The sequence below is a fragment of the Streptomyces sp. H39-S7 genome (assembly GCF_027158205.1).
GTDB lineage: Bacteria > Actinomycetota > Actinomycetes > Streptomycetales > Streptomycetaceae > Actinacidiphila.
Genome location: NZ_JAPVLU010000009.1, coordinates 109,058 through 133,912, shown reverse-complemented (window position 1 = coordinate 133,912; position 24,855 = coordinate 109,058). Strand labels below are relative to the sequence as shown.

Genomic DNA, 24,855 nt, shown 5'->3' with positions numbered 1-24,855 from the left:
CTAGGTTGCCTTCATGCCGATCGACGTCGACGAAGTCCAGCGCCGCAAGGAAATCGCCCAGGCCACCCTGGCGGTCGCCGCACGCGACGGGGCGCGATCGATCACCATTCGCGCCGTGGCCAAGGAGCTGGGCGGCTCCACGGCGATGATCACCAACTACGTGCCCACCCGGATCGCCCTGATCACCAACGCCGTCCGCGCGGCGGAGTCCCGCTGGCGGGCCGACCTGGACGCGCATGTGGGGGAACTCGACGGCAAGGAGCGCCTGCGGGCGACGGTCGAGTGGCACCTGAGCACGGACCCCGAGGACCTGCTGCTGCGCACGCTGTGGGTCGAGATGCTCTCCTCGGCGCACACCGACCCCGGGGGAGTCGACCATCGTGAGCCGCGCGAGTCGCGGCAGGAGTTCTTCGACGCGTCCCTGGCCGCCGGGGTGCCCGACGCCGAGCTCGCGGCAGACGTGCTCTCCCTGCTGACCCGCGGGTACTTCGTCTCCACCGTGGAGGAGCCCGCCTACTGGACGGCGGAGCGGGCCGGCCGCGTCGCCCGGGCCGTCGTCGACGCTCTCGTCGACGGCTGAAACGGCGGGGTACCACGCGCACGGCCCGCGGACACGACAGCACCGGGACCGCCCCCCGTGGGCCGGTCCCGGTGCTGCGTCGTCAGGCGGTCGGCGCGAGCGGCAGCCCCGTGTAGTTCTCGGCCAGTTCGGCGGCGGCGTGGGGCGAGGTCGCGATCCGCTCCAGCTGGGACAACTGCAGCCGGGTGTCGAAGGGGGACTGCTCCGGGTCGGTGTGCAGGGTGGTGGTCATGAAGTACGAGAAGTGCTCGGCCCGCCACACCCGGCGCAGACAGGTGTCGGAGTACGTGTCGAGCAACTCCGCCGAGCCGGTCCTGTCGAGGTGCGCGAAGGCACGCGCCAGGACCACGACATCGGCGGCGGCGAGGTTCAGGCCCTTGGCGCCGGTGGGCGGCACGATGTGTGCGGCGTCCCCGGCGAGGAAGACCCGGCCGTAGCGCATCGGCTCGGTGACCGAACTGCGCATCGGCAGAACCGACTTCTGCGTGACGCGGCCGCGCTCCAGCAGCCTTCCGGGCTCCGCGCGCAGGGCGAAGCGGGCGTCCAGCTCGTCCCAGATCCGCTCGTCCGGCCAGTCGGCGGGGTCGGTTCCGTTCGGCACCTGCAGATACAGCCGGCTCACCGACGGGGAGCGCATGCTGGCCAGGGCGAAGCCGCGCTCGGAGTGGGCGTAGATCAGCTCGTCGTACACCGGCGCGGCATCGGCGAGGATGCCGAGCCAGGAGTACGGATACGTGCGCTCGAACGTGGTGCTCACACCGTCCGGGACGGCTCCCCGTGCCACGCCGTGGAAGCCGTCGCAGCCGACCACGTAGTCGCAGCTCAGGGTCTGTTCGTGACCCTGGTGGGCGTAGCGGATGAGCGGCCGGTCGGTGTCGGCGCCCTCCACCGCAAGGACCTCGGCGTCGAAGAGCAGCGGTCCGCCCTCGTCGAGTTGCAGGGCGATCAGGTCCTTCACCACCTCGGTCTGGGCGTAGACCACCACCCGGCGGCCGCCGGTGAGGGAGGGGAAGTCGACGCGGTGGCTGCGGCCGTCGAAGCGCAGCTCGATGCCGTCGTGGACCAGTGCCTCGCGGTCCAGCCGTGCGCCCGCGCCCGCCTCGCGCAGCACGTCCACGGTGGCCTGCTCCAGGATGCCGGCGCGCTGCCGCTGCTCGACGAAGGCGCGGTCGCGGCGCTCCAGCACCACGCTGTCGATGCCGGCGCGGTGCAGCAGGCGGGCGAGCAGCAGGCCGGAGGGGCCGCCGCCGATGATGCCGACGGTCGTGTGCATCAGTTCTCCTCGTCGCGGAAACGGGCCCGGGGGACCGAGCCGCTGTTCGTGGGGTGAAGTGGATTCGGCCGGCGCCCCCGGCACGGCCGGCCTTCGGCGCGCATCGGCCCGCGCTCAGTGGCCGGTCGGTTCCTCCTCCGCCAGCACGCGCTGGGCCACGGCGAACGCGGAGTTGGCCGCCGGGACGCCACAGTAGACCGCGGTCTGCAGCAGCACCGCGCCGATCTCCTGGGGGGTCAGACCGTTGCGCCGCGCCGCCCGGACGTGCAGGGCCAGTTCGTCGTAGTGGCCGTGGGCGCTGAGCGCCGTCAAGGTGACCATGCTGCGCTCGCGGCGGGAGAGCGTGTCGTCGGTCCAGATCTCGCCCCACGCGTAACGGGAGATGAAGTCCTGGAACGGCGCGGTGAAGTCGCTCTGACGCTCCTGCGCCCGGTCCACGTGCGCGTCACCGAGCACCTGGCGGCGTACCGCCATCCCGCTCCTCGCACCACCCGTGAAGTGGCTGCGCAGCGCGGCCAGCACCGCCTCGGGCCGCTCGGCCGGGGCGAGGTGGGAGGCGTGGGGGATCTCGGTGAGCCAGGCGCCGGGCACCGCGTCCGCGATCTCCCGCAGGTGCGCGGGCGGTGTCGCGGGGTCCTCGCGGCCCGCGACGGCCAGGGTGGGAGCGGTGACGGAGGACAGGGCGTCGCGGAGGTCGAACGCGGCCAGCGCGTCGCAGCACGCCGCGTACGCGGCCGGGTCGCAGCCGCGGTGATCGGCCACCAGGCGCGGCACGGTGAAGCCGGGCGTGAACCAGCGGGAGTCCGCGGTGTCGGCCAGGGCGGACAGCCCCTCCCGGCGGACCCGTGCGGCGCGCTCCTCCCACGGCGCGGAGCCGCCGAAGTGCGCGGACGAGCAGATGACCGCGAGGCTCCGCACCCGCTGGGGGTGGTGGACGGCCAGGTGCAGGCCGACAGCCCCGCCGAGCGAGACCCCGGCGTACGCGAACCGGTCGATGCCGAGCGCGTCGGCGAGGGAGAGCACCAGGTCGGCCAGTTCGCCGACGGTCGCGCCCGGGCCGATGAGGTCCGCGGGGGAGCCGCCGTGGCCGGGCAGGTCCCAGCGCACGACCCGGTGTGTGGCGGACAGTTCGGGGGCGACGGCGTCCCACAGGGCGGTGGAAGTGCCGAGCGACGGTCCGAGGAGCAGCGCGGGGGCGGTGGCCGGCCCTTCGGCGCGGTGGTGCAGTCCCTGGTGCCGGCTGCCGGCCGGTGCGGTGTTCTGTCGGCTGGTCAACGTCGCTCCAGGGCGCGGTCGGTGAGGGTGCCGGCGGCGCCGGTGTACGCGGCGGGGTCGGTGAGGCCGGCGAGGTCGAGAGCGGTGCCGTCGAGCCCGGCGCCGGCGAGTTCGGGCTGCTCGGCGAGGAGCGCGGCCAGCGTCCTGCCCTCGCTGTACGTGCGCCGCGCGAGATCCGTGAGGAGGGCGGTGGCCCGGGCGCGGCCCAGGATCGGGGTCAGCACGGCGACCAGCCGCTCGGAGACGATCAGCCCGTGGGTGAGGTGGAGGTGGGCGCGCATGGTCGCGGCGTGTACCCGCAGGCCTTCGGCCAGCTCGGCGGCGTCGCGGGCGGCGCCGCCCGTCAGGCGCAGCAGATCCCGCAGCGGCTCCCACTCGGCGTGCCAGGCGCCGGCGGGGCGCTCGTCCTCGGCGACCATCGCAGCGAACAGGGTGACGGCGAGGCCCGGGGCGCGGCGCGCGGCCGCGGCGACGAGGGTGGCGCGCACGGGGTTCCGCTTGTGGGGCATGGCGGACGAGCCCCCGGAGGACTCCGTACCGCCGTCTCCTTCGGCGACTTCGGCGATCTCGGTGCGGGACAGGGTGAGGACGTCGGCCGCGGTCTTGCCGAGGGCGCCCGCGGTGAACGCGAGGGCCGCGGCGAGGTCGGCGACGGGTGTGCGCAGCGTGTGCCAGGGCAGAGCCGGTACCGCGAGGCCCGTCTCGCGGGCGTAGGCGGCGGTGAGCTGTACGGCCGTGCCGGGGTCGTGCCGGCCCGCGTAGCTGTCGAAGGCCGCCAAGGTGCCCGCGGCGCCGCCGAGTTGCGCGGGAAGCGAGGCGCGGACCGTGCGCAGCCGGTCCCGGGCGTCGAGGACCAGGGAGCGCCAGCCCGCCGCCTTGAGGCCGAACGTCGTCGGTACGGCGTGCTGGGTCAGGGTACGGCCGGGCATGACCGTGTTCCGGTGGTGCGCGGCCAGGGCGGACAGCGCCCGCTCGGTGCGGTGCAGGTCGACCAGGATCAGGTCCAGGGTGCGGGCCGCGACGAGCATGGTGGCGGTGTCCATGATGTCCTGGCTGGTCGCGCCCCGGTGCACATACGGGCCGAACTCCTCGGGAACCGCCGCCGTCAGGTCCGCGACCAGAGGGATGACGGGGTTCCCGCCGGCTCGTGCGCGGTGGGCGATGGCGCCGATGTCGAAGCGGGCCGAGCCGGCTGCGGCCGTGATCGCGCGGGCGGCCTCGACGGGCGCGTGGCCGACGGCCGCCTGGGCGCGGGCCAGCGCCGCCTCGGCGTCGAGCAGCGCCCGCAGGAAGGCGCTGTCCGCGGTCGAGGCCTCGGCGGGGGAGCCGGCCCGGCCGGGGGCGAGCAGGCCGTGGTCGATGTCGGGGCAGCTCACTGGAACTCCAGGAAGACCGTTTCGCCCTCGCCTTGCAGGCGGATGTCGAAGCGGTACGTGCGGTTCTCGCCGGGCCGCGCGAGCAGCGTGGCCCGGCGCGGTCCCGGCACCGAGTCGAGAACCGGGTCGGCGCCGTCCGCGAGATAGGCGCGCGTGAACATGTGGTGCAGCAGGCCGCGCGCGAAGACGCACACGCTGATGTAGGGCGGTCCCGCGTTGCCCGGTGGCAGGGTGAAGAGGGCATAGTGGCCGTCGGCATCGGTGGCGACCCGGCCGAAGCCGGTGAGACTGGTGCCGTTGCGGCCGAGGAAGCCGCCGGTCACCGGGTCGCGGCGCAGGGATCCGGGGGCGCCGGCGAGGGAACCGTCCGGGGCGGCCTGCCAGAACTCCAGCAGCGCGTCGGGAACCGGGTCGCCCGCGCCGTCGAGCACGTATCCGTGCAGGACGATCGTGTCGGGGTGGCCCCTGGGCGCGACCTGTCCGCCGTCCGGGAAGGGAAGCGCGTAGCCGTAGAAGGGGCCGACGGTGTGGGACGGGGTGGGGACGAACGTCTCGGTCATCGTGCTCATCGCCCTTCTTCGATCCAGGTCGCGGAGGGACCGTCCAGGACGATGTCCCACGCGTAGCCGAGCGAGAACTCGGGCCGGGAGAGGTCGTGGTCGTACGTGGCGACCAGGCGGTCCCGGGCCGCCGCGTCCGTCACGGACCGCAGGATCGGGTCGTAGCGGAACAGCGGGTCGTTGGGGAAGTACATCTGGGTCACCAGACGCTGGGTGAAGGCTGCGCCGAAGACGGAGAAGTGGATGTGGGCGGGACGCCACGCGTTGGTGTGGTTGCGCCACGGGTAGGCGCCCGGCTTGATGGTGGTGAACGTGTACCGGCCGTCGTCGTCCGTCAGCGTGCGGCCGACGCCGGTGAAGTTGGGGTCGAGCGGTGCCGGGTGCTGGTCGCGCAGGTGCGCGTACCGGCCGGAGGCGTTGGCCTGCCAGACCTCGATGAGCTGGCCCCGCACCGGACGGCGGTCGCGGTCGAGCAGTCGCCCGGAGACGGTGATGCGCTCGCCGAGCGGCTCGCCCAGGTGCTGGACGGTGAGGTCGTTGTCGGTCTCGGTGATGTCGGTCGGGCCGAACACCGGACCGGACAGCTCGACCGTCTCGGGGTCGCCGCCGTCCACCGCGACCAGCGGCTGCTGGGGGTGGCGCAGCCGGGAGCTGCGGTAGGGGGCGTAGTCCCGCGGCGGATGGTGGCGGGCTGGCGCGCCGGCCGCGAGCGCCCGGTCGTAGGCGGTCTGCAGGTCGTCGATCTCGGTGTCGATGTCGGACTGGGAGAGAGTCATGGGGTGTCCTGGGATGTCTGGTCCGTGAGGGCGGCGGTCGGGCAAGCGCCTCAGCGTTCGAGTACGAGGGCCAGGCCCTGGCCGACGCCGACGCACAAGGTGGCGACGCCCGTGCCGGAGCCGTGTCGGGCGAGCTGATGGGCCACGGTGCCGGCCAGGCGGGCGCCGGAGGCGCCCAGCGGGTGGCCGAGGGCGATGGCGCCGCCCTGCGGGTTGAGGAGCGCCGGATCGAAGTCGGGCCACTCGGCGAGACAGCCCAGCACCTGCGCGGCGAAAGCCTCGTTGAGCTCCAGCGTCGTCAGGTCACCGAAGGACCTGCCGGCCCGGGCGAGGGCGCGGTTGACGGCTTCGACGGGGCCGAGGCCGAAGTAGTGCGGTTCGACCGCGGCGACGCCGGTGGCGGCAACCCGGGCCAGCGGCTCGCGTCCGGTGGCCTTCAGGCCGGCCTCGTCACAGAGGAGCAGGGCCGCCGCGCCGTCGTTGAGCGGCGAGGCGTTGCCCGGTGTGACCGTTCCTCCGTCCTCGCGGAAGGACGGCTTCAGCTGCGCCATGGCTTCCATCGAGGCACCGTCCCGCACGCATTCGTCGCGGCCGAAGAGGATCGCCTCCCCCTTGCGCCGGGGCACCGGAACCGGCACGACCTCGGGGTCGAACAGCCCGTCCCGCCACGCGGCCGACGCCTTGCGGTGGGACGCGAGCGCCAGGGCGTCCTGCTGCTCGCGGGTGATCCCGTGCCGGTCGGCGATCAGTTCGGCCGACTCGCCCAGTGGCACCGTCCACCGCGGTTCCATCCGGGGGTTGACCATGCGCCAGCCGAGCGTCGTGGAGTACAGCTCCTGGTGCCCCGCTGGGAACGGCCGGTCGCTCTTGGGCAGCACGTACGGGGCGCGCGTCATCGACTCGACGCCGCCGGCCACGGCTATGGACAGGTCGCCGAGGGCGATGGCCCGCGCGGCCTGGATGACCGCTTCGAGGCCCGAGGCGCAGAGCCGGTTGACGGTGACGCCGGGCACCGAGGTCGGCAGGCCCGCCAGCAGGCCGGCCATCCGGCCGACGTTGCGGTTCTCCTCACCCGCTCCGTTGGCGTTGCCGAAGTAGACGTCGCCGATCCGGGCGGGGTCCAGCTCCGGTGTGCGGGCGAGGAGTTCGCGGAGGGTGTGGGCGGCCAGGTCGTCGGGGCGGACGCTCGCGAGGGCGCCGTTGTACCTGCCGACCGGGGTCCGGACGGCGTCCACGATGTAGACGTCGCGGCGGTTCATGAGGCACTCCCGGCAGCGAGGGCGATACGGAGCGTCGCGTCGGTCCTGGCCAGGATCTCCTCGACCGGGACGCCCGGAGCGGTCTCGGTCAACTCCAGTCCGTCGTCGGTGACTTCCAGCACCCCGAGGTCGGTGATGATCCGGTCGACGCAGGTCCTGCCGGTCAGCGGCAGCGAACACTCCTGGACGATCTTCGGGGAGCCGTCCTTGGCGGTGTGGGTCATCACCACGATCACGGTCCGTGCCCCGTGCACCAGGTCCATCGCCCCGCCGATCCCGGTGATCATCTTGCCGGGGACGGCCCAGTTGGCGAGGTCGCCCCGCGCGGACACCTGCATGGCGCCGAGCACGGCCACGTCGATGTGTCCGCCGCGGATCATTCCGAAGGACAGTGCCGAGTCGAAGTAGGAGGCTCCGGGCAGCACGGTGACTGTCTCCTTGCCCGCGTTGATCAGGTCGGGGTCGACCTCGTCCTCGGCCGGGTAGGGCCCTACGCCCAGGATGCCGTTCTCCGATTCCAGCACCACCTCGACGCCGTCCGGGAGGTGGTTGGGGATCAGCGTCGGCAGCCCGATGCCGAGATTGACGTACTGCCCGTTCACCAGCTCACGCGCCGCGCGCGCCGCCATCTGCTCTCGTGACCAGCCCATCAGCCGCGCCCCGTCTCTCGTGCCGCCGGTGCGGACACCGTGCGCCGTTCGATCTTCTTGTCCGCGGCCTGCTCGGGCGTGAGGGCGACCACGCGCTGGACGAAGACGCCGGGCAGATGCACTTCGTCGGGGTCGATCCCGCCCGCCTCCACCAGTTCCTCCACCTCGGCGATCGTCACCTTCCCGGCCATCGCCGCCAGGGGGTTGAAGTTCCGGCCGGCCTTGCTGAAGACGAGGTTCCCGTGCCGGTCGCCCTTGGCCGCGCGCACCAGCGCGAAGTCGGTACGGATGGCGTGTTCCAGGACGTACTCGGTGCCGTCGAAGACACGTACCTCCTTGGGCGGGGACGCCACCGCGACGCCGCCCCTCCCGTCGTAGCGCCAGGGCAGTCCGCCGTCGGCGACCTGGGTGCCGACCCCCGCCGGGGTGTAGAAGGCCGGGATCCCGCACCCGCCGGCGCGCAGCCGTTCGGCAAGCGTGCCCTGGGGGATCATCTCGACCTCCAGTTCGCCGCCGAGGTACTGGCGGGCGAACTCCTTGTTGGCGCCGATGTAGGACCCGGTCACGCGGGAGATGCGCCCTGCGGACAGCAGGACGGCCAGCCCGGCGTCCATCGCTCCGCAGTTGTTGGACACCACGCCCAGGTCCGCCACGCCCAGCTCGTGCAGTGCGGCGATCAGCACGTTGGGAACACCGCTCAGCCCGAAGCCACCGACCGCGAAGGTCGCCCCGTCCCGGGCGTCGGCCACCGCCTCAGCGGCGCCGGCGACCACCTTGTCCATGCGAGAAGCCTCCGGTCTCCAAGGGCTCACACCCTCAGATGCTCAGTGCACTGACTATTATCTCAGGCGTCGCCATGCTGGCACTCGGCGGACCGACCGTCAATATCAACCATAAAATACGCAGGCAGTGGCCTCGGCGAGACGCGGGACGGGGAGGAGTTTGCCGAGTTATCCTCAGTGCACCAACGAAATGCAAAGGGAGCGCTATGGCCGCGGTCGACCTGACCACCCACCCGGGGCACCTGGCCCGGCGCCTGCAGCAGGCGCATCATCTGCTGTGGACCGCGATGGTCTCCGAGGAGATCACCTCCCCGCAGTTCGGTGTGCTCAACGCGCTCACCGCCGAGCCCGGCCTCGATCAGCGGACCGTGGGCGAGCGGGTCGGCCTGGACCGCTCCACCATCGCCGAGGTCATCAGCCGGCTCAACTCCCGCGGCCTGCTGGACAAGGTCCGCGATGCCGAGGACGGCCGCCGCTTCCTGCTGCGACTCACCGACGAGGGCAGCCGTACGCACCGCAGGCTGACGGTGCGTACGGCCCGGATGAACCAGGTCTTCCTCGCCCCGCTGTCCGCCGAGGAGCAGGTCCTGTTCCTGCAGCTGATCCGCCGCGTCTCGGACGCCGCGGAGGGACTCCGCGCCCCCGCGGAGTCCCCGCTGCCCCAGCCCCAGTAGGCCGTGCCCGACGGGTCAGGCCTGCTCCGGCTCGACAGCGTCGGCCGGCGCCGCCGCCGCGCGCCCGCGCTCCGCGACGAGCGATGCCAGGCCGATGGCAGCGGTGACAGCCGTGCACACCGCGAAGGTCTCGCCGGCGCTGACCACCCGCAGCATGGCCGCCGACATCAGCCCGGCGGCACCGTAGCCCAGTCCGCCGGCGGCGTAGAGGAGCGAGAAGCCGGTGGCCCACGCCCGCTGCGGCAGGCGGTCCTGGAGGGTGACGTTCCTGATCACCATCAGGGGGCTGAAGAACAGGCCGCCGACCGCGAACGCGGCGGCGAACGCCAGCGGATGGGTCATCAGCGCCGGGGTGGTGAACGCGGCGGCCATCGCGAGCAGCAGGGCCAGCGACTGGACGCGCGGGGTGCCTGGCCAGCGCCGCAGGCCGTAGACGAGTCCGGCCAGCACGCTGGCGACCGCGAAGGCCGTCATCACCGGTCCGGCGAGCGCCGGCCCGCTGCCGGTCTCCGTCAGCCGGGCCGGCAGCAGCACGTCGACGGTCCCGATGAGGAACATGATCGACGCGGACAGCAGCGCGGTGGGCCAGGCCAGTCGCAGCACCTGCCTGGTGGGCATCGCGTTCTGTGCGGTGGCCGTCGCGCTGGTGTGGCGGTCGCTGTGGGCGATGCGGCCGGCGAAGAGCACGGGTGTGACGGCGATCAGCGCGATGGCGAGCAGGGCGCCGCGCGCGGTCAGTTGCACGTAGAGCAGGGAGACCAGCGGTGGGGAGACGGCCCACACCGTCTGGCTGAGGGAGCTCTCCAAGCTCAGTGCGGTAGGCCGCAGGTCTGCGGGGGTGGTGGTCGACAGTTGGGCCCGCATCCCGCCGGGGGCGCCTGCCGCCGAGCCGCCGGCCAGTGCGGCCAGGGCGATCAGTACGGGGAGCGGGGCGTCCGTCATGAACACCGCCAGCAGTGTGAAGGCGATCGCCTCCGCGACCAGGCTGAGCCGTAACTGGCGGACGAACGGGCGGGTGTCGAACAACCGGCCCATCAGCGGCGCGGCGGCGGCCTCGCCCAGGGCGTGGGCGGCGGCCAGGATGCCGCCGGCGGCGAAGGAGCCGGTGCTGTAGCCGACGAAGACCAGGGCGAGCGGGGCCATCACCACGGGTGCGCGGACCATCGCGGCGGCGGCGTACCAGGTCGAGTGGGCGGGCAGGGCCAGCACTTGGCGGTAGCCGGCGCCCTTGCCCTCCGCGGGCGGTCCGGTGGCCGCCGCATCACGTTCCGACTCGTCGGTTTCTTCTGTGTCGGCCGTCTGGCGGCCGGTGGAGAGGTTACCGGTCATGGAAATAGAGGGTATACGTTCTGTGTTCTCAGTGTTCTCCACGGGTGACCACCTGTGGTTTCCTGGTCGGGCCGGCCGCGGCGCCGGCCCCTCCCGTTGCAGGGAGGGAGCCGACGCGGCGCCGGGACAATAGAGTTGGAACATGAAACCGACTACGGTGGCCGCCGAGGTCGAGGAACTGCGTCACTTTCTCAACACCTTGTCGATCCCCAACGACACCCGGGCCCTGACCGACGCGCTGCCCGCCCTGACCGCGGACGTGATGTCCTGGCAGCGGCTGTTCGGCCGTATCTCCGCCCCGCACGGCCGCAAGGCCGGCGCCGAGTTGGCCCGGCTGCGCGACGACCTGCGGGCCGACGTCGAGGAGCGCGGGTCGGGACGGCTCGACGGGTGGCTGTCGCGCTACCCGCAGACGGCCCGCATCGAGGAGGGCGCCCTCGTGCTGAGCGGAGCCGACACCCCGGTGGAGGAGATCCTGCGGTTGGCCGCCTGGCTGGTGACGGACCGGCGCTGGAGCCGGCTGCGTGCCTGCCCGGACTGCCGCTGGGTCTTCTACGACCAGTCGCGGAACAACTCCCGCGTGTGGTGCAGCATGTACGCGGGCAGTACCGGACGCGCCTGCGGCAGCATCGCCAAGGTCACGGCGATGCGCTCGCGCCGGTCGGCCGCCGCCGGATCCTGACCGCCCGCGGCCGGCACACGCGGCGGTGCACCGGGCCGCGGCGCCTGACCCCGGCCGGCCGGGGTTCAGCCGGTCGCGAGTGCGACCAGGCGCTCCTCCGCGGCTCGGGCCTTCTGCGGGGTGTCCCCGTAGGCCAGGTACTGCACGACGTGGTTGTACGTGGTGTCGTCCACCAGCAGCAGCGCGCCGCAGCCTCCGGCCGGTCCTGACCCGAGCAGATCGTCATCGTCGATGATCTTGGCAAGCGCCGTGAAGTCGGCGCAGGGCAGGTTGTTGCGGGTCCGCAGCGTGTAGTGCCGCAGGTAGTCGTCGCCCAGCAGCCGGGCCGCCGCGTGGTGGACGTGGGTGCAGCCGCCGACCCGTGCGTTGACCTCGCTGAAGAGCATCCGGCCGTCCGGGGTGAGGATGGAGTCGCAGTTGAGCAGGCCCCGGTAGCCGGTCCGCTGCAGGTACGCCGCCATCTCCACGGACCAGGAGAGCATCTCGGCCTCGGCTGTGCCGGACAGGTCGGGCGAGGGGATCACGAACCCGTTCCAGGTCGGCTCCATCCGCATGAGCCCCCAGTTCAGGACGGTCGGTTCGGCATCCGGCTCCGGGATGTCCACCTCGCTGTAGAACGTCAGGCTGTTGGCGTAGTAGACCTCCACCACCGCCTCGCACGGGCGCAGGCCGTCGGGGAAGTCACGGACCTGGTCGACGGCGGGGAAGGACTCCGACAGCAGGGCGAACAACTCGTCCACCCCGACGCCGTCATCCACCACGTGGGTGCCGGACACGCCGATGCCGGGCGTGTCGCCGTCCGTGGTGAACAGCACGTTGCCGTAGCCGCTGGCGCTGAAGTCCTGCTTGACGATCACCGATCCGGTCACCGGCAGCAGTTCGGCCACGGCCTGCGCCGTCGCCGCCCGGTTGCGGGTCACCTGGCCCGCGGCCACGGGTGCGCCCAGCCCGCTGGTCCAGGCGCGGAAGAACGCCTTGCTGTTGAAGATGTCGCTGCCGCCCTGGGCGAAGAACGGCGGGTTGGCGCGGTCGTCGAGGCCCAGCCGGCGGCCGAGGGTCGCGATCGTGCGGTCGTGGATGTACGGCACGACCTTCCAGTCCGGGCCGACGACGTCGCTCAGCTGCTTGACAAGGCCGGGCTCGAGCAGGCTGGCGCCGTCCAGGAACTGGGAGCCGGACGCTTCCTTGTCGTGGGTGAGGAAGGTGATGGAGTCCAGGTCCAGCCCGAGCGTACGGCCGAGGTAGGCGGCGAACCCGTCCGTCAGCGGCCGTTCGGTCACCATGGCGTCGCCGTCCCGCAGGAGCCACGCGGTGCGCGCGGACTCGGCGTGCCGGGTGTTGAGGGTCTTGGTGGGGAAGCTGTCCAGCGAACGCCCGTAGGTGTACTCGGTGGTGGCGTTGCCGATGACGAGTTGGTGCTGCATGGGTTCCCTTTCGCGAGTGAGCGGTCGTGTGGTCGCCGGGAGTCGTAGGAGGGCCCGGGATCAGCCCGGCAGGCGGTTGGCGAGACCGGCCAGGAAGCGGCCGCGGTCGATCACGGCCCGCTGGTGGGTCCCGCGCAGCACCGTGGCGCGGCTGTCGCGCCCCTCGACCTCGAAGGTGAGCTTCTTGCCGTCGACCTGGGTCAGCCGGGCGGTGATGTGCACGTCCTCGCCGGTGGGGGTGGGGGCCAGGTGCCCGGTGTCGTGGTGCAGTCCGACCGTCATCCACGGTTCGGCCACGGCGTCCCCCAGGACCCGCATGGCGGCTATCTCGCTCAGCCAGAGCAGGACCGGGGTGGCCAGGACGTCGATGTCGTTGCCCCAGCGGCCGGCCGAGTCCTCGGCGGTGACGGTGTGGGTGAGGGTGGCGGAGGTTCCCACCAGGGAGGCCAGGTCGGGGGCGGGCGTCGCCGTTCGGGTGCCGGTGGAGGCGGTTGGTGAGGTGGGTCGGCTGGTCATGCCACTCCTTGTCATGGTGGTTCGGGACGGAGGGTTCGGGCAGGGTCCGGGCCGGGTCAGGCCGCCCGGGCGCCCAGTCGCTGCATCTGGTTGAAGACGTTCTTGCGCTGGATCTCCGCGGTGCCGCCGGCGATCAGCGTGCCGAGCGCGTCCCGCAGCGCCTGGCTGTGCCGGCCTTCCATGTACCCGAGGTGCCCGTAGACCCGCAGCGCGGTCTCGGTGCCGAGCTTGAGCGTCTCCCCGGCGTGGTACTTGGCCACCGAGCACATCAGCGACGCCTGGTCGGAGTCCTGCACGAGAGCGTCGAGTGCCCCGTAGGACACCCAGCGGGTCGCCTCGATGGCGAACTTGGCGTCGGTGATCCGGCCCTGGACGTACTGGTGCTCGGCGATCGGCACCTTGAAGGCGTGCCGCTGCTGGGCGTACTCCATGACCTCGTCCAGCAGCGGGTCCAGGTAGGCGGCCGCCAGAATCCCGTACAGCAGCCGGTCCAGGGAGATGGTGTTGTAGACGGCGTCGATGCCGCCGCCGATGCCGCCGACGATGTTGCGGGCCTCCACGCGGACCCCGTCCAGCGCGATGGGGCCGGTCGGGCTGGTGCGGTTGCCCATCATGTCCTCGATGGGGCCCTGGACGACGCCGTCGGCGTGCATGTCGATCATGAACAGGGTGATGTCCTGCTGCCCGGCCTCGGGAACCCGCCCGAGCACCAGGGCCACGTCGGCCTCCGGACCGTTGGTGATGTGGTCCTTGTGGCCGTTGAGCACGTAATGGTCGCCGTCGCTGACCGCCGCGGTGCGGATGCGGGTGACGTCGGAGCCGCCGGTGGTCTCGGTGAGGGCGGTGGCCCCCACGTCTCCGCCGAGCAGCCGCGGCAGCCAGGCCGCCTTGTGCTCGTCGGTGCCGTAGGTGAGGATCGAGCGGATCAGGCCGGCCTGCGCCACCATCGACAGGCAGAAGCCCAGATCACGCCCGCCGGCGGCGATGCCCTCCGGCGCGGCCACGAAGTCCCACCAGGTGCCGCCGGAGCCGCCCCACTCGGTCGGCACGGCCAGGCCCCACACGCCGGCGTCGGCGATCTCACGCCAGGACTCACGGTCCAGCCGGCCCTTCTGGGTGAACTCCTCCGCGCGTTGGGCGACCGTCACGGCGGCGAGCTCCTGGTAGGTGTCCCGCAGTTCGGGCGTGGCGAAGTGTCTGATCATTACGGTGTCCTTTGCACAAGGTCGGCCGAGCCCGGCTGCCGGGCTCGGCGCGGTGGGTGTACGGGCTGTTCGTACGCGGTCGCGGTGGCGTCAGCCGCTGGTGGCGAGGAGTTCGCGGACATCACCGGCGGGCGCGGAGGGCACCAGGCTGGTGAGCGCGCGGTCCAGACGCAGCGCGAGCTCGTCGGACTCCCGCTCGGAGATCGTCAACGGCGGGGTGACCAGGACCGATTCGGTGGCCGGGGTGACGCCCGCCGGGTACAGCAGCAGCCCCTGGTCGCGGGCGGCGTCGGTCAGGTCCAGGGAGATCCCGGGGAAACGGTCGGGGTCGGTGTGCAGGCCCAGCGCGAGCTGCAGGCCGGTGCCGCGGACCTCCGTGACGAGCGGGTGGCGCCGGCACAGGGCGTCGAGCAGCGGCCGCAGGTGCTCCCCGGCGCGGGCGGCCCGCCGGGGGATGTCGTGCTCGACGAGGTAGTCGACGACGGCCAGCGAGGTGGCGGCGGCCAGTGGGGCGCCGGCCATGGTGTGGCCGAACAGCATTTGTCCCACCGGAGCGTCCAGCGCCGCGGCGACCCGGTCGGACACCAGCAGGGCGGCGATCGCCACGTAGCCGCCCGAGAGGCCCTTGCCCAGCACCATCAGGTCGGGCACGATGCCGGCGTGGTCGCAGCCGAACCAGCGGCCGGTGCGGCCCAGACCCGTCATGACCTCATCGGCGATCAGCAGGAACCGGTGTTCGTCGGCCAGTTCCCGCAGCCGTCGCAAGGCGTCCAGGGGAGCGGGCACCGCGCCGCTGGAGGCTCCGCCGACCGGCTCGATGATCACGGCCGCGAGGTTGGCCGGGCCGATCTCGTTGATGGCGTCCTCCCAGTCCTCGGCGGAGGCGCGCAGCCCTTCGGTGCTGGACCGGACCCGGGCGACGGTCACCTGGTTGGCGAGCAGCGACTGCAGCCCCTGCCGGCGCAGGGGGTGCCCCGACGCCGCCAGGGCGCCGGTGGTCATGCCGTGGTAGCTGGGCTCCTCGGAGAGCACCACGCACTTGAAGGGGCGGTGGGCCCGGGCGTTGACGAGGGTGACCAGGCGCAGCGCCGCCTCGACCGCCTCGGAGCCGGAGTTGCTGAACTGCGCCTGGTTCAGGTCACCGGGAGCCAGTTCGGCCAGCCGGCCCGCGAGATCCAGCAGGGGCTGCGAGCGGAACTGCGTACGGTAGGCGAAAGAGATCCGGTCTATCTGCTCATGCATGCGGGAGACGATTTCTGGAACCGCGTGCCCGATATTGACATTGACGGCACCTGAGCAACCGTCAAGGTATTCACGGTCTTCGTTGTCGTATACGAAAACACCTTGTGCGTGGTCCACGATGGGGAGCATGAAAGAAATTCCTCGATTCGTCTGTTCCGGGTGGTTCGGACATCGTGATGCGGGCCGGAAAAGAGCGCGGAGCGCTGCGTTGGGGGCGCCGGGGGAAGTCCCGGGATTTACCGGTTCAGTACCAGGTCATGGCCAGAGCCGCGGCCGTCATGCCGCCGCCGACCGAGGCCAGGAGGACGCGCTCGCCGCGCCGCAGGGGCCGCCGGTTGTGCTCCTCGAAGAGCGTCAGGGGGATCGAGGCGGCGGCGGTGTTGCCGAACTCGGGGGCCGTCAGGGCCACTTTGTCGTCGCTGATGCCGAGGGCCTCCGCCAGCGCCTCCACCAACCGCGTGTTCCCCTGGTGCAGGATCACCCGGTCCACTTCGGCGGCGGACCAGCCGGCCTGGGACAGGGCGTCCTGCACGACCTTGGGGACGAACTGCAGCCCCCAGTCGCGCACCGCCCGGCCCTCCATGCGGAAGAGCTGCTCGCCGGCGTCCAGGCTGTCGCTGTCGAGCGGGTGGCGGGTGCCGCCGCCCTCGACGCGGACCAGGCCGGCGGCGCCGCCGTCGGCCAGCAGGGCAGCTCCCTGGATCCCGTACGCGTCCGGCACGTGGCCCAGCAGCACCGCCCCGGCGCCGTCGCCGAAGAGGCTGACGGTCCTGGGGTCGTCACGGTCCATGATGCTGGAGAACTTGTCCGCACCGACGACGAGTCCGTACTTCGCGTCGCACCGGGTGGCCATCATCGCCTCGGCGACCGTCAGGCTGTACAGGAAGCCTGAGCACACCGCGTTGATGTCGAACGCCGGCACGGCCCGCAGTCCCAGCCCGTCCTGCACGAAGCTCGCGGTCGCGGGCTGCGGCTGGTCGGGGGTTGCGGTGGCCAGGACGACCACGCCGACGTTCTCCTTCACCGCCGGATCGGCCACCAGCGGGCGGGCGGCGTTCATGGCCATGTCGGATGTCGCCATATCGTCGGGAGCGTATCGGCGCTCCTTTATTCCGGTCCTGGACTCTATCCAGTCCTCGCTCACGTGTGCCCAGTTGCCGATCGTTTCGTTACCCACCACGTCTGGCGGTACGTATCCGCCGACCGAGACAATGTCGATTGCCATGTTTGCTCCTTGGTGGAGTGGCTGAGTGATGTCGGATTTCGTCGCTAAATTGTTTCCTGCTCATTCGTTACGGTGGTAAACGATGGGTTTGAGACATCGTCGATTCGTCACGGGTGACGGAAAGCCGTGTCGGAATACGGTGCGGTCTCGTGAACGGAACATGAACGGTTTGCATGACCCCTGGTGCCCGGGGTAACCGGTCGGTCCCCGGCGGCGCCGGCACTCGCTCCTCGCCCCGCCCGCGCCGAGTCCGGCAACGCTCACCTGCGCAAGGACGCGCGCGAGCGATGGGGGCGCGGGCGTCCGGCCCCGGGGGCGGACGGGGGGCGGATTTCAGCCTCCGGACGCAGCCCCGCGGAGGCCGCGGAGGAGCCGGCGGTCGCGTGGGGCGAGGCCGAATCTCGCCGCCCCGGAAGTACGGGTCGCGCCGGAGGCTTGACTTGACGCCAGGTCAGGGATTCTGCCGTCCGCACGCTATGCGGCGTATTGGGGGCAAGTGGTCGATCTTCGCGCGGAGTTTAGGAAAAGTTGAGTAAATAATGTTGCCGACGGGTTGCGGAAAGCGGCGGTAGCCATTGACGAGAAGCGGAACAGCCGCCACCGTCATAGCGACACGAAGTCCGTACCTCCGTGAGAGCTGGGATGCCCATGAAAAAAGTGAAGTTCTGCGTCGCCTCGGCCCTGACCGCCGCGGCCGTCCTGACCGCGGTATTCACCGGACCCGCGACGGAATCCGCTCAGGCATTTCCCGCGACGCCCAAGCAGACCGTGCTGAACTATCTGCACTCCATATCCGGAAACCACATCGTTTCCGGTCAGCACAACAAGGAGCCCGCCACCTCACCCGGTCAGTACACGCAACAGGTCAAGGACATCACCGGGCAGTACCCCGGCCTGTGGGGTGGTGACCTGATGTTCAACGCCACGGACGTGGCCAACCGCCAGCGTGTGGTGGACCAGGCGAAGACCGAGTGGGCGAACGGCTCACTGGTCGCTCTGACCTGGCATGTCTGCCCGCCGACCCAGGGCAGCAGCTGTGCGTTCGACGGCGGCGTGAAGTCGCACATCTCGGACGCGCAGTTCTCGCAGACCGTCACCAGCGGCACTGCGCTGAACACCGCGTGGAAGAAGCGGCTCGACGAAGCCGTCCCCTACCTCCAGCAGTTGAAGAACGCCGGAGTTCCCGTCCTCTTCCGCCCGTTGCACGAGATGAACGAATCGTGGAACTGGTGGGGAAACCGGCCCGGAGCGAATGGGAGCGCGCGCCTTTACCAGATCACGCGTGACTACCTCGCGGGAACCAAGGGCCTCGACAATCTGATCTGGGTGTGGAACGTCCAGGACAACCCGGCCGGCGGCTGGAGCAATTACTATCCGGGCAGCCAGTACGTCGACGTCGCCTCACTGGATGCCTGGTACAAGAACTACCCCAGCGCCGCCGACTATCAGCAGATCCGGAGCATCGCCGGAACCAAGCCCATCGCTATCGCGGAAATGGGTAAGGTGCCGACCGCCGCTCTGCTGCAAAGCCAACCGCAGTGGGCGTGGTTCATGCTGTGGTCCGAGCAGTTGCGCGGGAGCAACACCAACGCCGAGATCCAGACGGCCTACTTCCTCCCTCGCGTACTGAACCAGGGCGAACTCACCTTCTAGTCCGGCGTCGCCGCCGGTGCCGGCCTACCGTGGCCGGCACCGGCGGCGACGGTAGTCCGGCACCGGGTGGACGTCCGGAGCGAACGGAACGGTCACTGAAGCCAGCCGCGCAAGCCATGGAGGAAACCCGCCGGATCGTCATGGTGGATGGTGTGCCCGGCACCCTCCACCGTCCGCAGGTGCCAGCCACTGCCGCGCAGCGCGGAGGCCTCGGCCGGGGGAATCCGTTCGCTGGGATCGGCGAGCAGGACGAGCGAGGGCACGGCCGGGGAGTCCGGCAGGCCGGGCAGCTGCCGCAGGGCGTCGACTGACGCCGGATCCCAGGTGGCGAGGGCTTGTTGCTCGGTGGCGATGTCGTCGTCGTGCCAGCGGGGCTGCGCTGCACGTAGCTCGGCCCAGGTGGCCTGCTTGACGGCCCGCAGTGCGTCCCAGTCCCGGGGCCGGCGCAGCCACGCGGGGTCGCAGTGGATCGCGCGGGCGCAGCGCAGCTCGGGTACGGCGATCAGGAGCGCGGCCGAGCCCAGGGAGTGGGCGATGGCCAGGTCGGGGGTCGGCGGCAGGGTCTCGATCAGGTCGGCGGCCAGCTCGGCGGGGGAGTAGGTGGCGGCGTGGTCGCTCGCGCCGTGGCCGCGCAGGTCGACGGCGATGACCCGGTAGCCGTGGTGGGCGATGGCCGGAGCGACCCGGTTCCAGGTGCGGGAGTCGGTCATGATGCCGTGCACCAGCACGGCCGTGCGGGGACCGTCGCCCCAGACACGGGTCGCGAGCCTCATGAGGCCGCGCCGGTGATGAGGGCACCTTGCGGGCGCAGTTGCGGCATGTCGGTCCTGCCGTTCGGTTCGGAGGGGATGGAGAACAAGGGGAGACGGCAGCAGGGCGGCCCGGTCCGGACACATCCCCGGACCGGGCCGCCCTCCACCGCCTCGCCGTCAGTCGTCCGAGCCCCGCGGCGGCGCGCTGCTGCCGCGGGGCAGCAGTACGGGGGTCGCCACCGGGCCGGACGAGACGTCGCGGCGGTGGACGACGTCGAACAGCCGACGGGTCACGTCGGCGCCGAAGCCGAACACGTCATGGCTCATGGCGGACAGGGTCGGGTGCGTGAGCTGGCACAGCTGCGAGTCGTCCCAGGCGATCAGACTGATGTCCCTCGGGACGCGCAACCCCATCTCGGCCGCCACCGACAGACCCGCGACCGCCATGACGTCGTTGTCGTAGATGATCGCCGTGGGTCGTTGCGCGGAGGCGAGCAGCGAGCGGGTGGCCCGGGCGCCCTGCTCCCCGGAGTAGTCGGTGGTGAGGCTCCGGGCCGCCTCCAGGCCGAGTTCCGCCACGATCGCGTTGAGTGCGGCCGTTCGGATCATGGTGTGGCCGAGCCCCGGGTGGCCGCCGACCCGGGCGATCCGTCGGTGGCCCAGGGCGGCGAGGTAGCGCACCGCCTCATGGACGGCGGCCTCGTCGTCGGTCCACACCGAGGTGAAGCCGCCGGTCAGGGACGGGTGGCCGACCGCGACGGCCGGCAGGCCGATCGCCGCCAGCTCGGTGACCCGGGGATCGTTCTGCTGGATGTCGACCAGGATGGAGCCGGCGATGCGACGGGACTGCCACCACGCGTGGTGGACGGCGATCTCCTGCGCGGTGTCCCGCACGAGGTGCAGCAGCAGCGAGCACCCGTGCTCCTCCAGGACGGACTCCACCCCGGAGATGAACTCCATGTAGAACGGCTCCAGGCCGAGCTGGCGCGCCGGGCGGGTGATGACCAGGCCGATGGTGTCCGCCGCGCCGGTCGCTGATCCGGACAGCTTGATCGCGGCCTGGCTGGGCACCCAGCCCAGCTCGGCCACTGCTGTCATGATGCGTTCCCGCGTGGCTTCCGAGACGCCGGGGCGGTTGTTGAAGGCCAGGGACACCGCCCCCCGGGACACGCCGGCCAGGGCCGCCACGTCGTTGATCGTGACGCGCCCCGGCCGGCGTGCCTGGGACTCACTCACCGCTGGTTCCGCCGTTGACGCAGAACAGTGCCGTGCGGGCGGTCGCCGCGTCGGGCTGCGACCAGCCGGTGACGTGCCAGGTGGCGCTCTCGCCGGGCAGCAGCGTCACCCGGCCGCGGTCGGTGCGGGCGTGCGCGTCCAGCCGGTCGGCCTGCAGCAGCAGGTCCCGTACGAGGCCCGTGGCGGTGACCGTGACCGCCGCCCCGCTCTCGTCGTTTTCGGTCACGCGGACATCATAGGAGGCGGCAGGGTAGGCGAACTCGCGGTCCGCGCACGCGAAGTACGCCGTCCGCAGGCCGTCCGCGTCCGCGACGAGGAACTCCCGGCGCGGATCGCCGAACGCCGTGACCGCGTCCGGAAGCCCCTCCAGGGCCACGCTGCGTCCGTCGGCCTTGAGTGCGACCTCCGCACTCGCCAGCACGGTGCCGTCGGCGTCGACCCGGCGGACGGTGACGCTGGTGTCCCAGGTGGCGGCGGCCTGGTTGCAGCCCGCCACGACGAGACCGCCGTCGCGGTGCTGGATCGTCAGCAGCCGGTCGGCGTAGAGCCGGGCGACCTCGAAGTAGAGGGGCTTGAGCCGGGCGTCGCCGTCGATCGCTGCCCACGAGGTGACCGGCCAGCAGTCGTTGAGCTGCCACAGCACCGTGCCGGCGCAGCGCGGCCAGTGCGAGCGCCAGTGCTCGACCCCGGTGGCGATGGCGCGCGCCTGGTTCAGCTGGGTCAGATAGTGCCAGGTGTCGAAGTCGGCGGGCGCGGCGAAGTGCGTTGCCAGACCCCGGTTGAGCTTGCCGTTGCCGTCCTCGGCCTTCTGGTGGTGCAGCATGCCGGGGGAGTCGGCGGCCAGCGGGCGCTCGGACAGGGCGCGCTCCAGCGTGGCGAGCGCGGGCGGCGCCTGCCAGCCGAACTCCGCGACGAACCGGGGCACGGTGGCCAGGTAGTCGCTGTAGTCCCGGCGGTTCCACACCTCCCACGAGTGGGCGGTGCCGTGGTCGGGGTCGTTCGGAGCGTGGTCCCAGGAACCGGACCAGGGGCTGCCGGCCCAGTACGGGCGGGTGGGGTCCGTCTGTGCCACGACGCGTGGCAGCAGACCCAGGTAGTAGCCCTCGCCCCAGGAGTCGCCGGCGAGCACCTGCTCCCACTCCCAGTCGGCGAAGCCCCACAGGTTCTCGTTGTTGCCGTTCCACAGGACCAGCGACGGGTGGGGCATCAGCCGGGCGACGTTCTCCCGCGCCTCCGCCTCGATCTCGGAGCGCAGCGGCTGCTCCTCGGGGTACGCGGCGCAGGCGAACAGGAAGTCCTGCCAGACCATCAGGCCCAGTTCGTCGCAGACGTCGTAGAAGGCGCGGTCCTCGTAGATCCCGCCGCCCCACACGCGCACCAGGTCCACCCCCGCCTCGGCGGCCTGGGTCAGACGGGTGCGGTAGCGGTCGGGTGTGACCCGGGTGGGGAAGACGTCGTCGGGTATCCAGTTCACTCCCCGGGCGAAGACCGCCGTGCCGTTGACGACCAGGGTGAAGGCGCTTCCGTACTCGTCCGCGGACGTGTCGAGCTCGATCGTGCGGAAGCCGATACGGCGCTCCCACGTGTCGAGGACCTGCTCGTCGTCCTCCTGCAGCAGGGCGACCGTGCACCCGTACAGCGACCGGTCGCCGTATCCGAGCGGCCACCACAGGGCCGCGTCCGGCACGCGCACGCTCACGGTGGCGGTGTCCGCGCCGGGGGCGAAGGTGATCTCCGAGGAGGCGTCGCCGACCGCGGCCACCAGGCGCAGGGGCCGGTGCCGGCCGGTTGCCGTGCGGTCCAGGTCGACGGTGATCTCGACGATGCCCGTCCCGTCGTCGGCGACGGTGACCTGGGGGCGGACCGCGGCCAGCCGGGCGGTGGACCAGTGCTCGACGCGGGCCTCGCGCCACACCCCGGCCGTCACCAGCGTGGGTCCCCAGTCCCATCCGAACGAGCAGGCCATCTTGCGGACGTAGTTGAACGGTTCGGGGTAGGAGTTGGGCCGCTCTCCCAGCGCGTTCCGGATCGCCTCGGCCTCGGTGTAGGCCGAGGTGAAGGCGACCTCGAGGGGTGCCGGGCCGTCCGCGAGCAGGTCGGTGACGTCGAAGCGGTAGGAACGGTGCATGTTCCGGGTACGGCCGAGCAGCCGGCCGCCGACGTGGACGGCGGCGACGGTGTCCAGCCCGTCGAACACCAGGTCCGCACGCTCGAAGGTGCCGTCGCGCTGCGGCAGTTCGGTCCCGTACGTCCAGTCGGCCCGGCCCACCCAGGCGACCGTGGCCTCGTTGCGGTCGAGGTACGGGTCGGCCAGCAGGCCCGCCGCCATCAGGTCGGTGTGGACGCAGCCCGGCACCTGTGCGGGCACGGCGGTCCCGGGCAGCCCGGGGGGCGCCTCCTCGGGCGTGCCGCGGTCGGTGTTCAGGCGCAGTGTCCAGCCCTGGGACAGCGGCGTGCGGACCTTCATGCGTTCTCCTTGTGAGATGTGGTGCGGGGTGCGGTGGAGCGGGGCGCGTCGAGCGGGCACGTCATTTGGTGGAACCGGCGGCGAAACCGTTGTAGATGAAGCGCTGCAGCGCCAGGAAGACGATCAGGGTGGGCAGGATCACCAGGATCGCGCCGGCGGAGATGGTTTCCCAGTGGGCGCCGAAGGGGCCTTTGAAGCGGAACAGGGCGGTGGAGATGGTGCCGAGTTCGGGGTCGGGCATGTAGAGGAAGGGCACGTAGAAGTCGTTGTAGATCGCGATGCCCTTGACGATGACGACGGTGGCGATGGCCGGCCGCAGCATCGGAAAGATGATCCTCCAGTAGATCGTCCAGGAGTTGGCGCCGTCGATGCGGGCGGCCTCGTCCAGGGAGATGGGGATGGACCGGATGAACTGCAGGAAGATGTAGATCGAGACGATGTCGGTGCCGGTGTAGAGCAGGATCGGCGCCCAGCGGCTGTTGAAGGCGCCCAGATCGTCGATCACCTGGAAGGTGGCGACCTGGGTGGTGACGCCCGGCACCAGCGCGGCCAGCAGGAACAGGCCCATGACCAGCTTCTTGAGACGGAACTGGAAGCGGTCGATGGCGTACGCGGTCATCGAGCCGATCAGTACGGTCCCGGCGGTGGCGACCACCACGATCAGCATGGTGTTGCCGAGTGCGCGAAGCATCGCGCCCTGGTGGAAGGCGGTCGCGTAGTTCGCGAAGTGCAGCCAGTCGCCCGGCAGGGACAGCGGACCGTTGTTCGCGACCTCCGCCGGGGTCTTGAGCGAGGTCAGCAGGACGACGGCGAGGGGAATGACGACGACCGCCGACGCCAGCAGCAGCGACAGGTACTTCAGGGTGACGAGGGTCCGGGTCCGCGCGGTGTGCTCGGGGCGGGCCACGGGTCGCACGGGGATGGCGGTGTCGGTGGTCACGAGAGCTCCACCCTCTCCTCGGGGATCAGCCGGCGCTGGACCCAGGTGATCAGCAGGATGAGGACCAGCAGGACGACAGCCGACGCGGAGGCCAGGCCGACCTTGTCGAAGACGAAGGCGAGTTTGACCGTCTGGATGACGAACGTCTCGGTGCCGTTGGCGCCGCCGGTCATGATGTACGGGATCTCGAAGACGGCCAGGGAGCCGGACACGGCGAGGATGAAGCTCAGGCTGATGATCGGCTTGATGCTGGGCGCGATGATGTGCCGGAACTGCTGCCAGCGGTTGGCTCCGTCGAGCGCGGCCGCCTCGTACAGGTGCGGCGGGATCGACTGGATCGCGCCGAGGAACAGCACCATGTTCAGGCCCATGAAGCGCCAGACCGACACCCCGGCGAGTGAGGGGTTGGCCAGGTCCGGATCGCCCAGCCACAGGTGCTTGCCGCCGACGCCGACCAGGCGCAGCAGGGTGTCGAGGGTGCCGTCGGGCTGGAAGAAGTACAGGAACACGAATCCGACGGCCACCCCGTTGATCAGGTAGGGGAAGAACAGCAGCCCCTTGAACAGGTTGCGGAAACGGGTGTTGAAGCTGAGGACGGTCGCGAAGTACAGGGCCGCGGCGATCTGGACGAACGAGGCCGCCAGGTAGAAGCCGCTCACGAGGAACACCTCGAACCGCGCCGGCCGCGTGACCAGGTCGGTGTAGTTCTCCGCGCCCACGTTGGAACTGGTGGGGCTGACGCCGTCCCAGTCGGTGAAGCTGTAGCCGATCATGTCGGCCACCGGGAGGTAGGTGAACATCACCAGCAGCGTCAGGGGCACGGCCAGGAAGAGCCAGGGGGTCAGGGCGGCGATACGGAACCGGCGGCCGGCGCGTGGCCGACCGGTGGCCGTGGGCGGCGGAGCGCTTCGGCGGCCGGCCGAAGGCGCTCCGGCGCGGGTCTTCTGGACAGCGGTCATCTCATGATTCCTCGTGGTGG

At 71.4% G+C, this 24,855-nt stretch carries 23 protein-coding genes; 4 read left to right on the top strand and 19 right to left on the bottom strand.

Annotation, left to right across the window (positions count from 1 at the left end):
* Positions 1-13 precede the first annotated feature (13 nt).
* Positions 14-580 (top strand): TetR/AcrR family transcriptional regulator, encoded by a 567-nt coding sequence (locus O3X23_RS11010; RefSeq protein ID WP_269271100.1) that lies wholly within the window; start codon positions 14-16, stop codon positions 578-580.
* 82 nt (positions 581-662) lie between these two features.
* Here the strand turns inward: O3X23_RS11010 and O3X23_RS11005 are convergent, their stop codons facing one another.
* From O3X23_RS11005 to O3X23_RS10970, 8 genes are all read right to left on the bottom strand, one after another.
* The gene (locus O3X23_RS11005) at positions 663-1,853 is read right to left on the bottom strand and encodes a 4-hydroxybenzoate 3-monooxygenase (protein ID WP_269271099.1); all 1,191 of its coding nucleotides are present in this window, start codon (positions 1,851-1,853) and stop codon (positions 663-665) included.
* Positions 1,854-1,967: 114 nt separating this feature from the next.
* Positions 1,968-3,128, bottom strand: coding sequence for a bifunctional 3-oxoadipate enol-lactonase/4-carboxymuconolactone decarboxylase PcaDC (gene pcaDC / locus O3X23_RS11000; protein WP_269271098.1), 1,161 nt, complete (start codon positions 3,126-3,128; stop codon positions 1,968-1,970).
* Positions 3,125-4,504 (bottom strand): 3-carboxy-cis,cis-muconate cycloisomerase, encoded by a 1,380-nt coding sequence (gene pcaB / locus O3X23_RS10995; protein WP_269271097.1) that lies wholly within the window; start codon positions 4,502-4,504, stop codon positions 3,125-3,127. Before pcaB ends, pcaDC begins: the two co-directional genes overlap by 4 nt.
* On the bottom strand, positions 4,501-5,073 hold the full coding sequence (gene pcaG, locus O3X23_RS10990) for a protocatechuate 3,4-dioxygenase subunit alpha (RefSeq protein WP_269271096.1): 573 nt from the start codon (positions 5,071-5,073) through the stop codon (positions 4,501-4,503). The genes pcaB and pcaG overlap by 4 nt, the downstream gene beginning before the upstream one ends.
* Positions 5,070-5,840, bottom strand: a complete 771-nt coding sequence (pcaH, locus tag O3X23_RS10985; RefSeq protein WP_269271095.1) for a protocatechuate 3,4-dioxygenase subunit beta — start codon at positions 5,838-5,840, stop codon at positions 5,070-5,072. Before pcaH ends, pcaG begins: the two co-directional genes overlap by 4 nt.
* Before the next feature lie 50 nt (positions 5,841-5,890).
* Complete coding sequence (locus O3X23_RS10980) at positions 5,891-7,099, bottom strand: thiolase family protein (protein WP_269271094.1); 1,209 nt, start codon at positions 7,097-7,099, stop codon at positions 5,891-5,893.
* Positions 7,096-7,749, bottom strand: a complete 654-nt coding sequence (locus O3X23_RS10975) for a CoA transferase subunit B (protein WP_269271093.1) — start codon at positions 7,747-7,749, stop codon at positions 7,096-7,098. The genes O3X23_RS10980 and O3X23_RS10975 overlap by 4 nt, the downstream gene beginning before the upstream one ends.
* Positions 7,749-8,531 carry a CoA transferase subunit A gene (locus tag O3X23_RS10970; RefSeq protein WP_269271092.1) on the bottom strand — a complete coding sequence of 261 codons (783 nt, stop codon included), beginning with the start codon at positions 8,529-8,531 and terminating at the stop codon, positions 7,749-7,751. The genes O3X23_RS10975 and O3X23_RS10970 overlap by 1 nt, the downstream gene beginning before the upstream one ends.
* 206 nt (positions 8,532-8,737) lie before the next feature.
* Here O3X23_RS10970 and O3X23_RS10965 point away from each other — a divergent pair, with 206 nt between their 5' ends.
* Positions 8,738-9,205: a MarR family winged helix-turn-helix transcriptional regulator gene (locus O3X23_RS10965; RefSeq protein WP_269271091.1), complete on the top strand. Its 468-nt coding sequence runs from the start codon at positions 8,738-8,740 to the stop codon at positions 9,203-9,205.
* Positions 9,206-9,220: 15 nt separating this feature from the next.
* On the opposite strand, the gene O3X23_RS10960 is transcribed toward O3X23_RS10965, so the two are convergent.
* Positions 9,221-10,534 (bottom strand): MFS transporter, encoded by a 1,314-nt coding sequence (locus O3X23_RS10960; RefSeq protein WP_269271090.1) that lies wholly within the window; start codon positions 10,532-10,534, stop codon positions 9,221-9,223.
* A gap of 142 nt (positions 10,535-10,676) precedes the next feature.
* Here O3X23_RS10960 and O3X23_RS10955 point away from each other — a divergent pair, with 142 nt between their 5' ends.
* Positions 10,677-11,216: a CGNR zinc finger domain-containing protein gene (locus O3X23_RS10955; RefSeq protein WP_269271089.1), complete on the top strand. Its 540-nt coding sequence runs from the start codon at positions 10,677-10,679 to the stop codon at positions 11,214-11,216.
* 65 nt (positions 11,217-11,281) lie between these two features.
* On the opposite strand, the gene O3X23_RS10950 is transcribed toward O3X23_RS10955, so the two are convergent.
* The 5 genes from O3X23_RS10950 to O3X23_RS10930 all read right to left on the bottom strand — a co-directional run bounded on the left by O3X23_RS10950 (position 11,282) and on the right by O3X23_RS10930 (position 16,828).
* Positions 11,282-12,640 carry a hypothetical protein gene (locus O3X23_RS10950; RefSeq protein WP_269271088.1) on the bottom strand — a complete coding sequence of 453 codons (1,359 nt, stop codon included), beginning with the start codon at positions 12,638-12,640 and terminating at the stop codon, positions 11,282-11,284.
* 60 nt (positions 12,641-12,700) lie between these two features.
* Positions 12,701-13,156, bottom strand: a complete 456-nt coding sequence (locus O3X23_RS10945; protein WP_269271087.1) for a thioesterase family protein — start codon at positions 13,154-13,156, stop codon at positions 12,701-12,703.
* A gap of 56 nt (positions 13,157-13,212) precedes the next feature.
* A complete protein-coding gene (locus O3X23_RS10940) occupies positions 13,213-14,361 on the bottom strand; it encodes an acyl-CoA dehydrogenase family protein (RefSeq protein WP_269271086.1) in 1,149 nt (382 codons plus the stop codon).
* A 90-nt stretch (positions 14,362-14,451) separates the two neighbouring features.
* Positions 14,452-15,732: an aminotransferase family protein gene (locus O3X23_RS10935; RefSeq protein WP_269271085.1), complete on the bottom strand. Its 1,281-nt coding sequence runs from the start codon at positions 15,730-15,732 to the stop codon at positions 14,452-14,454.
* Positions 15,733-15,847: 115 nt separating this feature from the next.
* On the bottom strand, positions 15,848-16,828 hold the full coding sequence (locus O3X23_RS10930; RefSeq protein WP_269271084.1) for a 3-oxoacyl-ACP synthase III family protein: 981 nt from the start codon (positions 16,826-16,828) through the stop codon (positions 15,848-15,850).
* A 648-nt stretch (positions 16,829-17,476) separates the two neighbouring features.
* On the opposite strand from O3X23_RS10930, the gene O3X23_RS10925 reads away from it, so the two are divergent.
* Positions 17,477-18,481: a glycosyl hydrolase gene (locus O3X23_RS10925; RefSeq protein WP_269271083.1), complete on the top strand. Its 1,005-nt coding sequence runs from the start codon at positions 17,477-17,479 to the stop codon at positions 18,479-18,481.
* A gap of 92 nt (positions 18,482-18,573) precedes the next feature.
* Here O3X23_RS10925 and O3X23_RS10920 read toward each other — a convergent pair whose 3' ends face one another.
* The 5 genes from O3X23_RS10920 to O3X23_RS10900 all read right to left on the bottom strand — a co-directional run bounded on the left by O3X23_RS10920 (position 18,574) and on the right by O3X23_RS10900 (position 24,835).
* A complete protein-coding gene (locus O3X23_RS10920; protein ID WP_269271082.1) occupies positions 18,574-19,254 on the bottom strand; it encodes an alpha/beta fold hydrolase in 681 nt (226 codons plus the stop codon).
* Between the two features lie 156 nt (positions 19,255-19,410).
* Entirely contained in the window at positions 19,411-20,469 is a 1,059-nt protein-coding gene (locus tag O3X23_RS10915; protein ID WP_269271081.1) for a LacI family DNA-binding transcriptional regulator, read from the bottom strand.
* Positions 20,462-22,936: a glycoside hydrolase family 2 protein gene (locus O3X23_RS10910; RefSeq protein ID WP_269271080.1), complete on the bottom strand. Its 2,475-nt coding sequence runs from the start codon at positions 22,934-22,936 to the stop codon at positions 20,462-20,464. Before O3X23_RS10910 ends, O3X23_RS10915 begins: the two co-directional genes overlap by 8 nt.
* A 61-nt stretch (positions 22,937-22,997) precedes the next feature.
* Complete coding sequence (locus tag O3X23_RS10905) at positions 22,998-23,858, bottom strand: carbohydrate ABC transporter permease (protein ID WP_443047822.1); 861 nt, start codon at positions 23,856-23,858, stop codon at positions 22,998-23,000.
* A 14-nt stretch (positions 23,859-23,872) separates the two neighbouring features.
* Entirely contained in the window at positions 23,873-24,835 is a 963-nt protein-coding gene (locus tag O3X23_RS10900; RefSeq protein ID WP_269271079.1) for a carbohydrate ABC transporter permease, read from the bottom strand.
* Positions 24,836-24,855 lie beyond the last annotated feature (20 nt).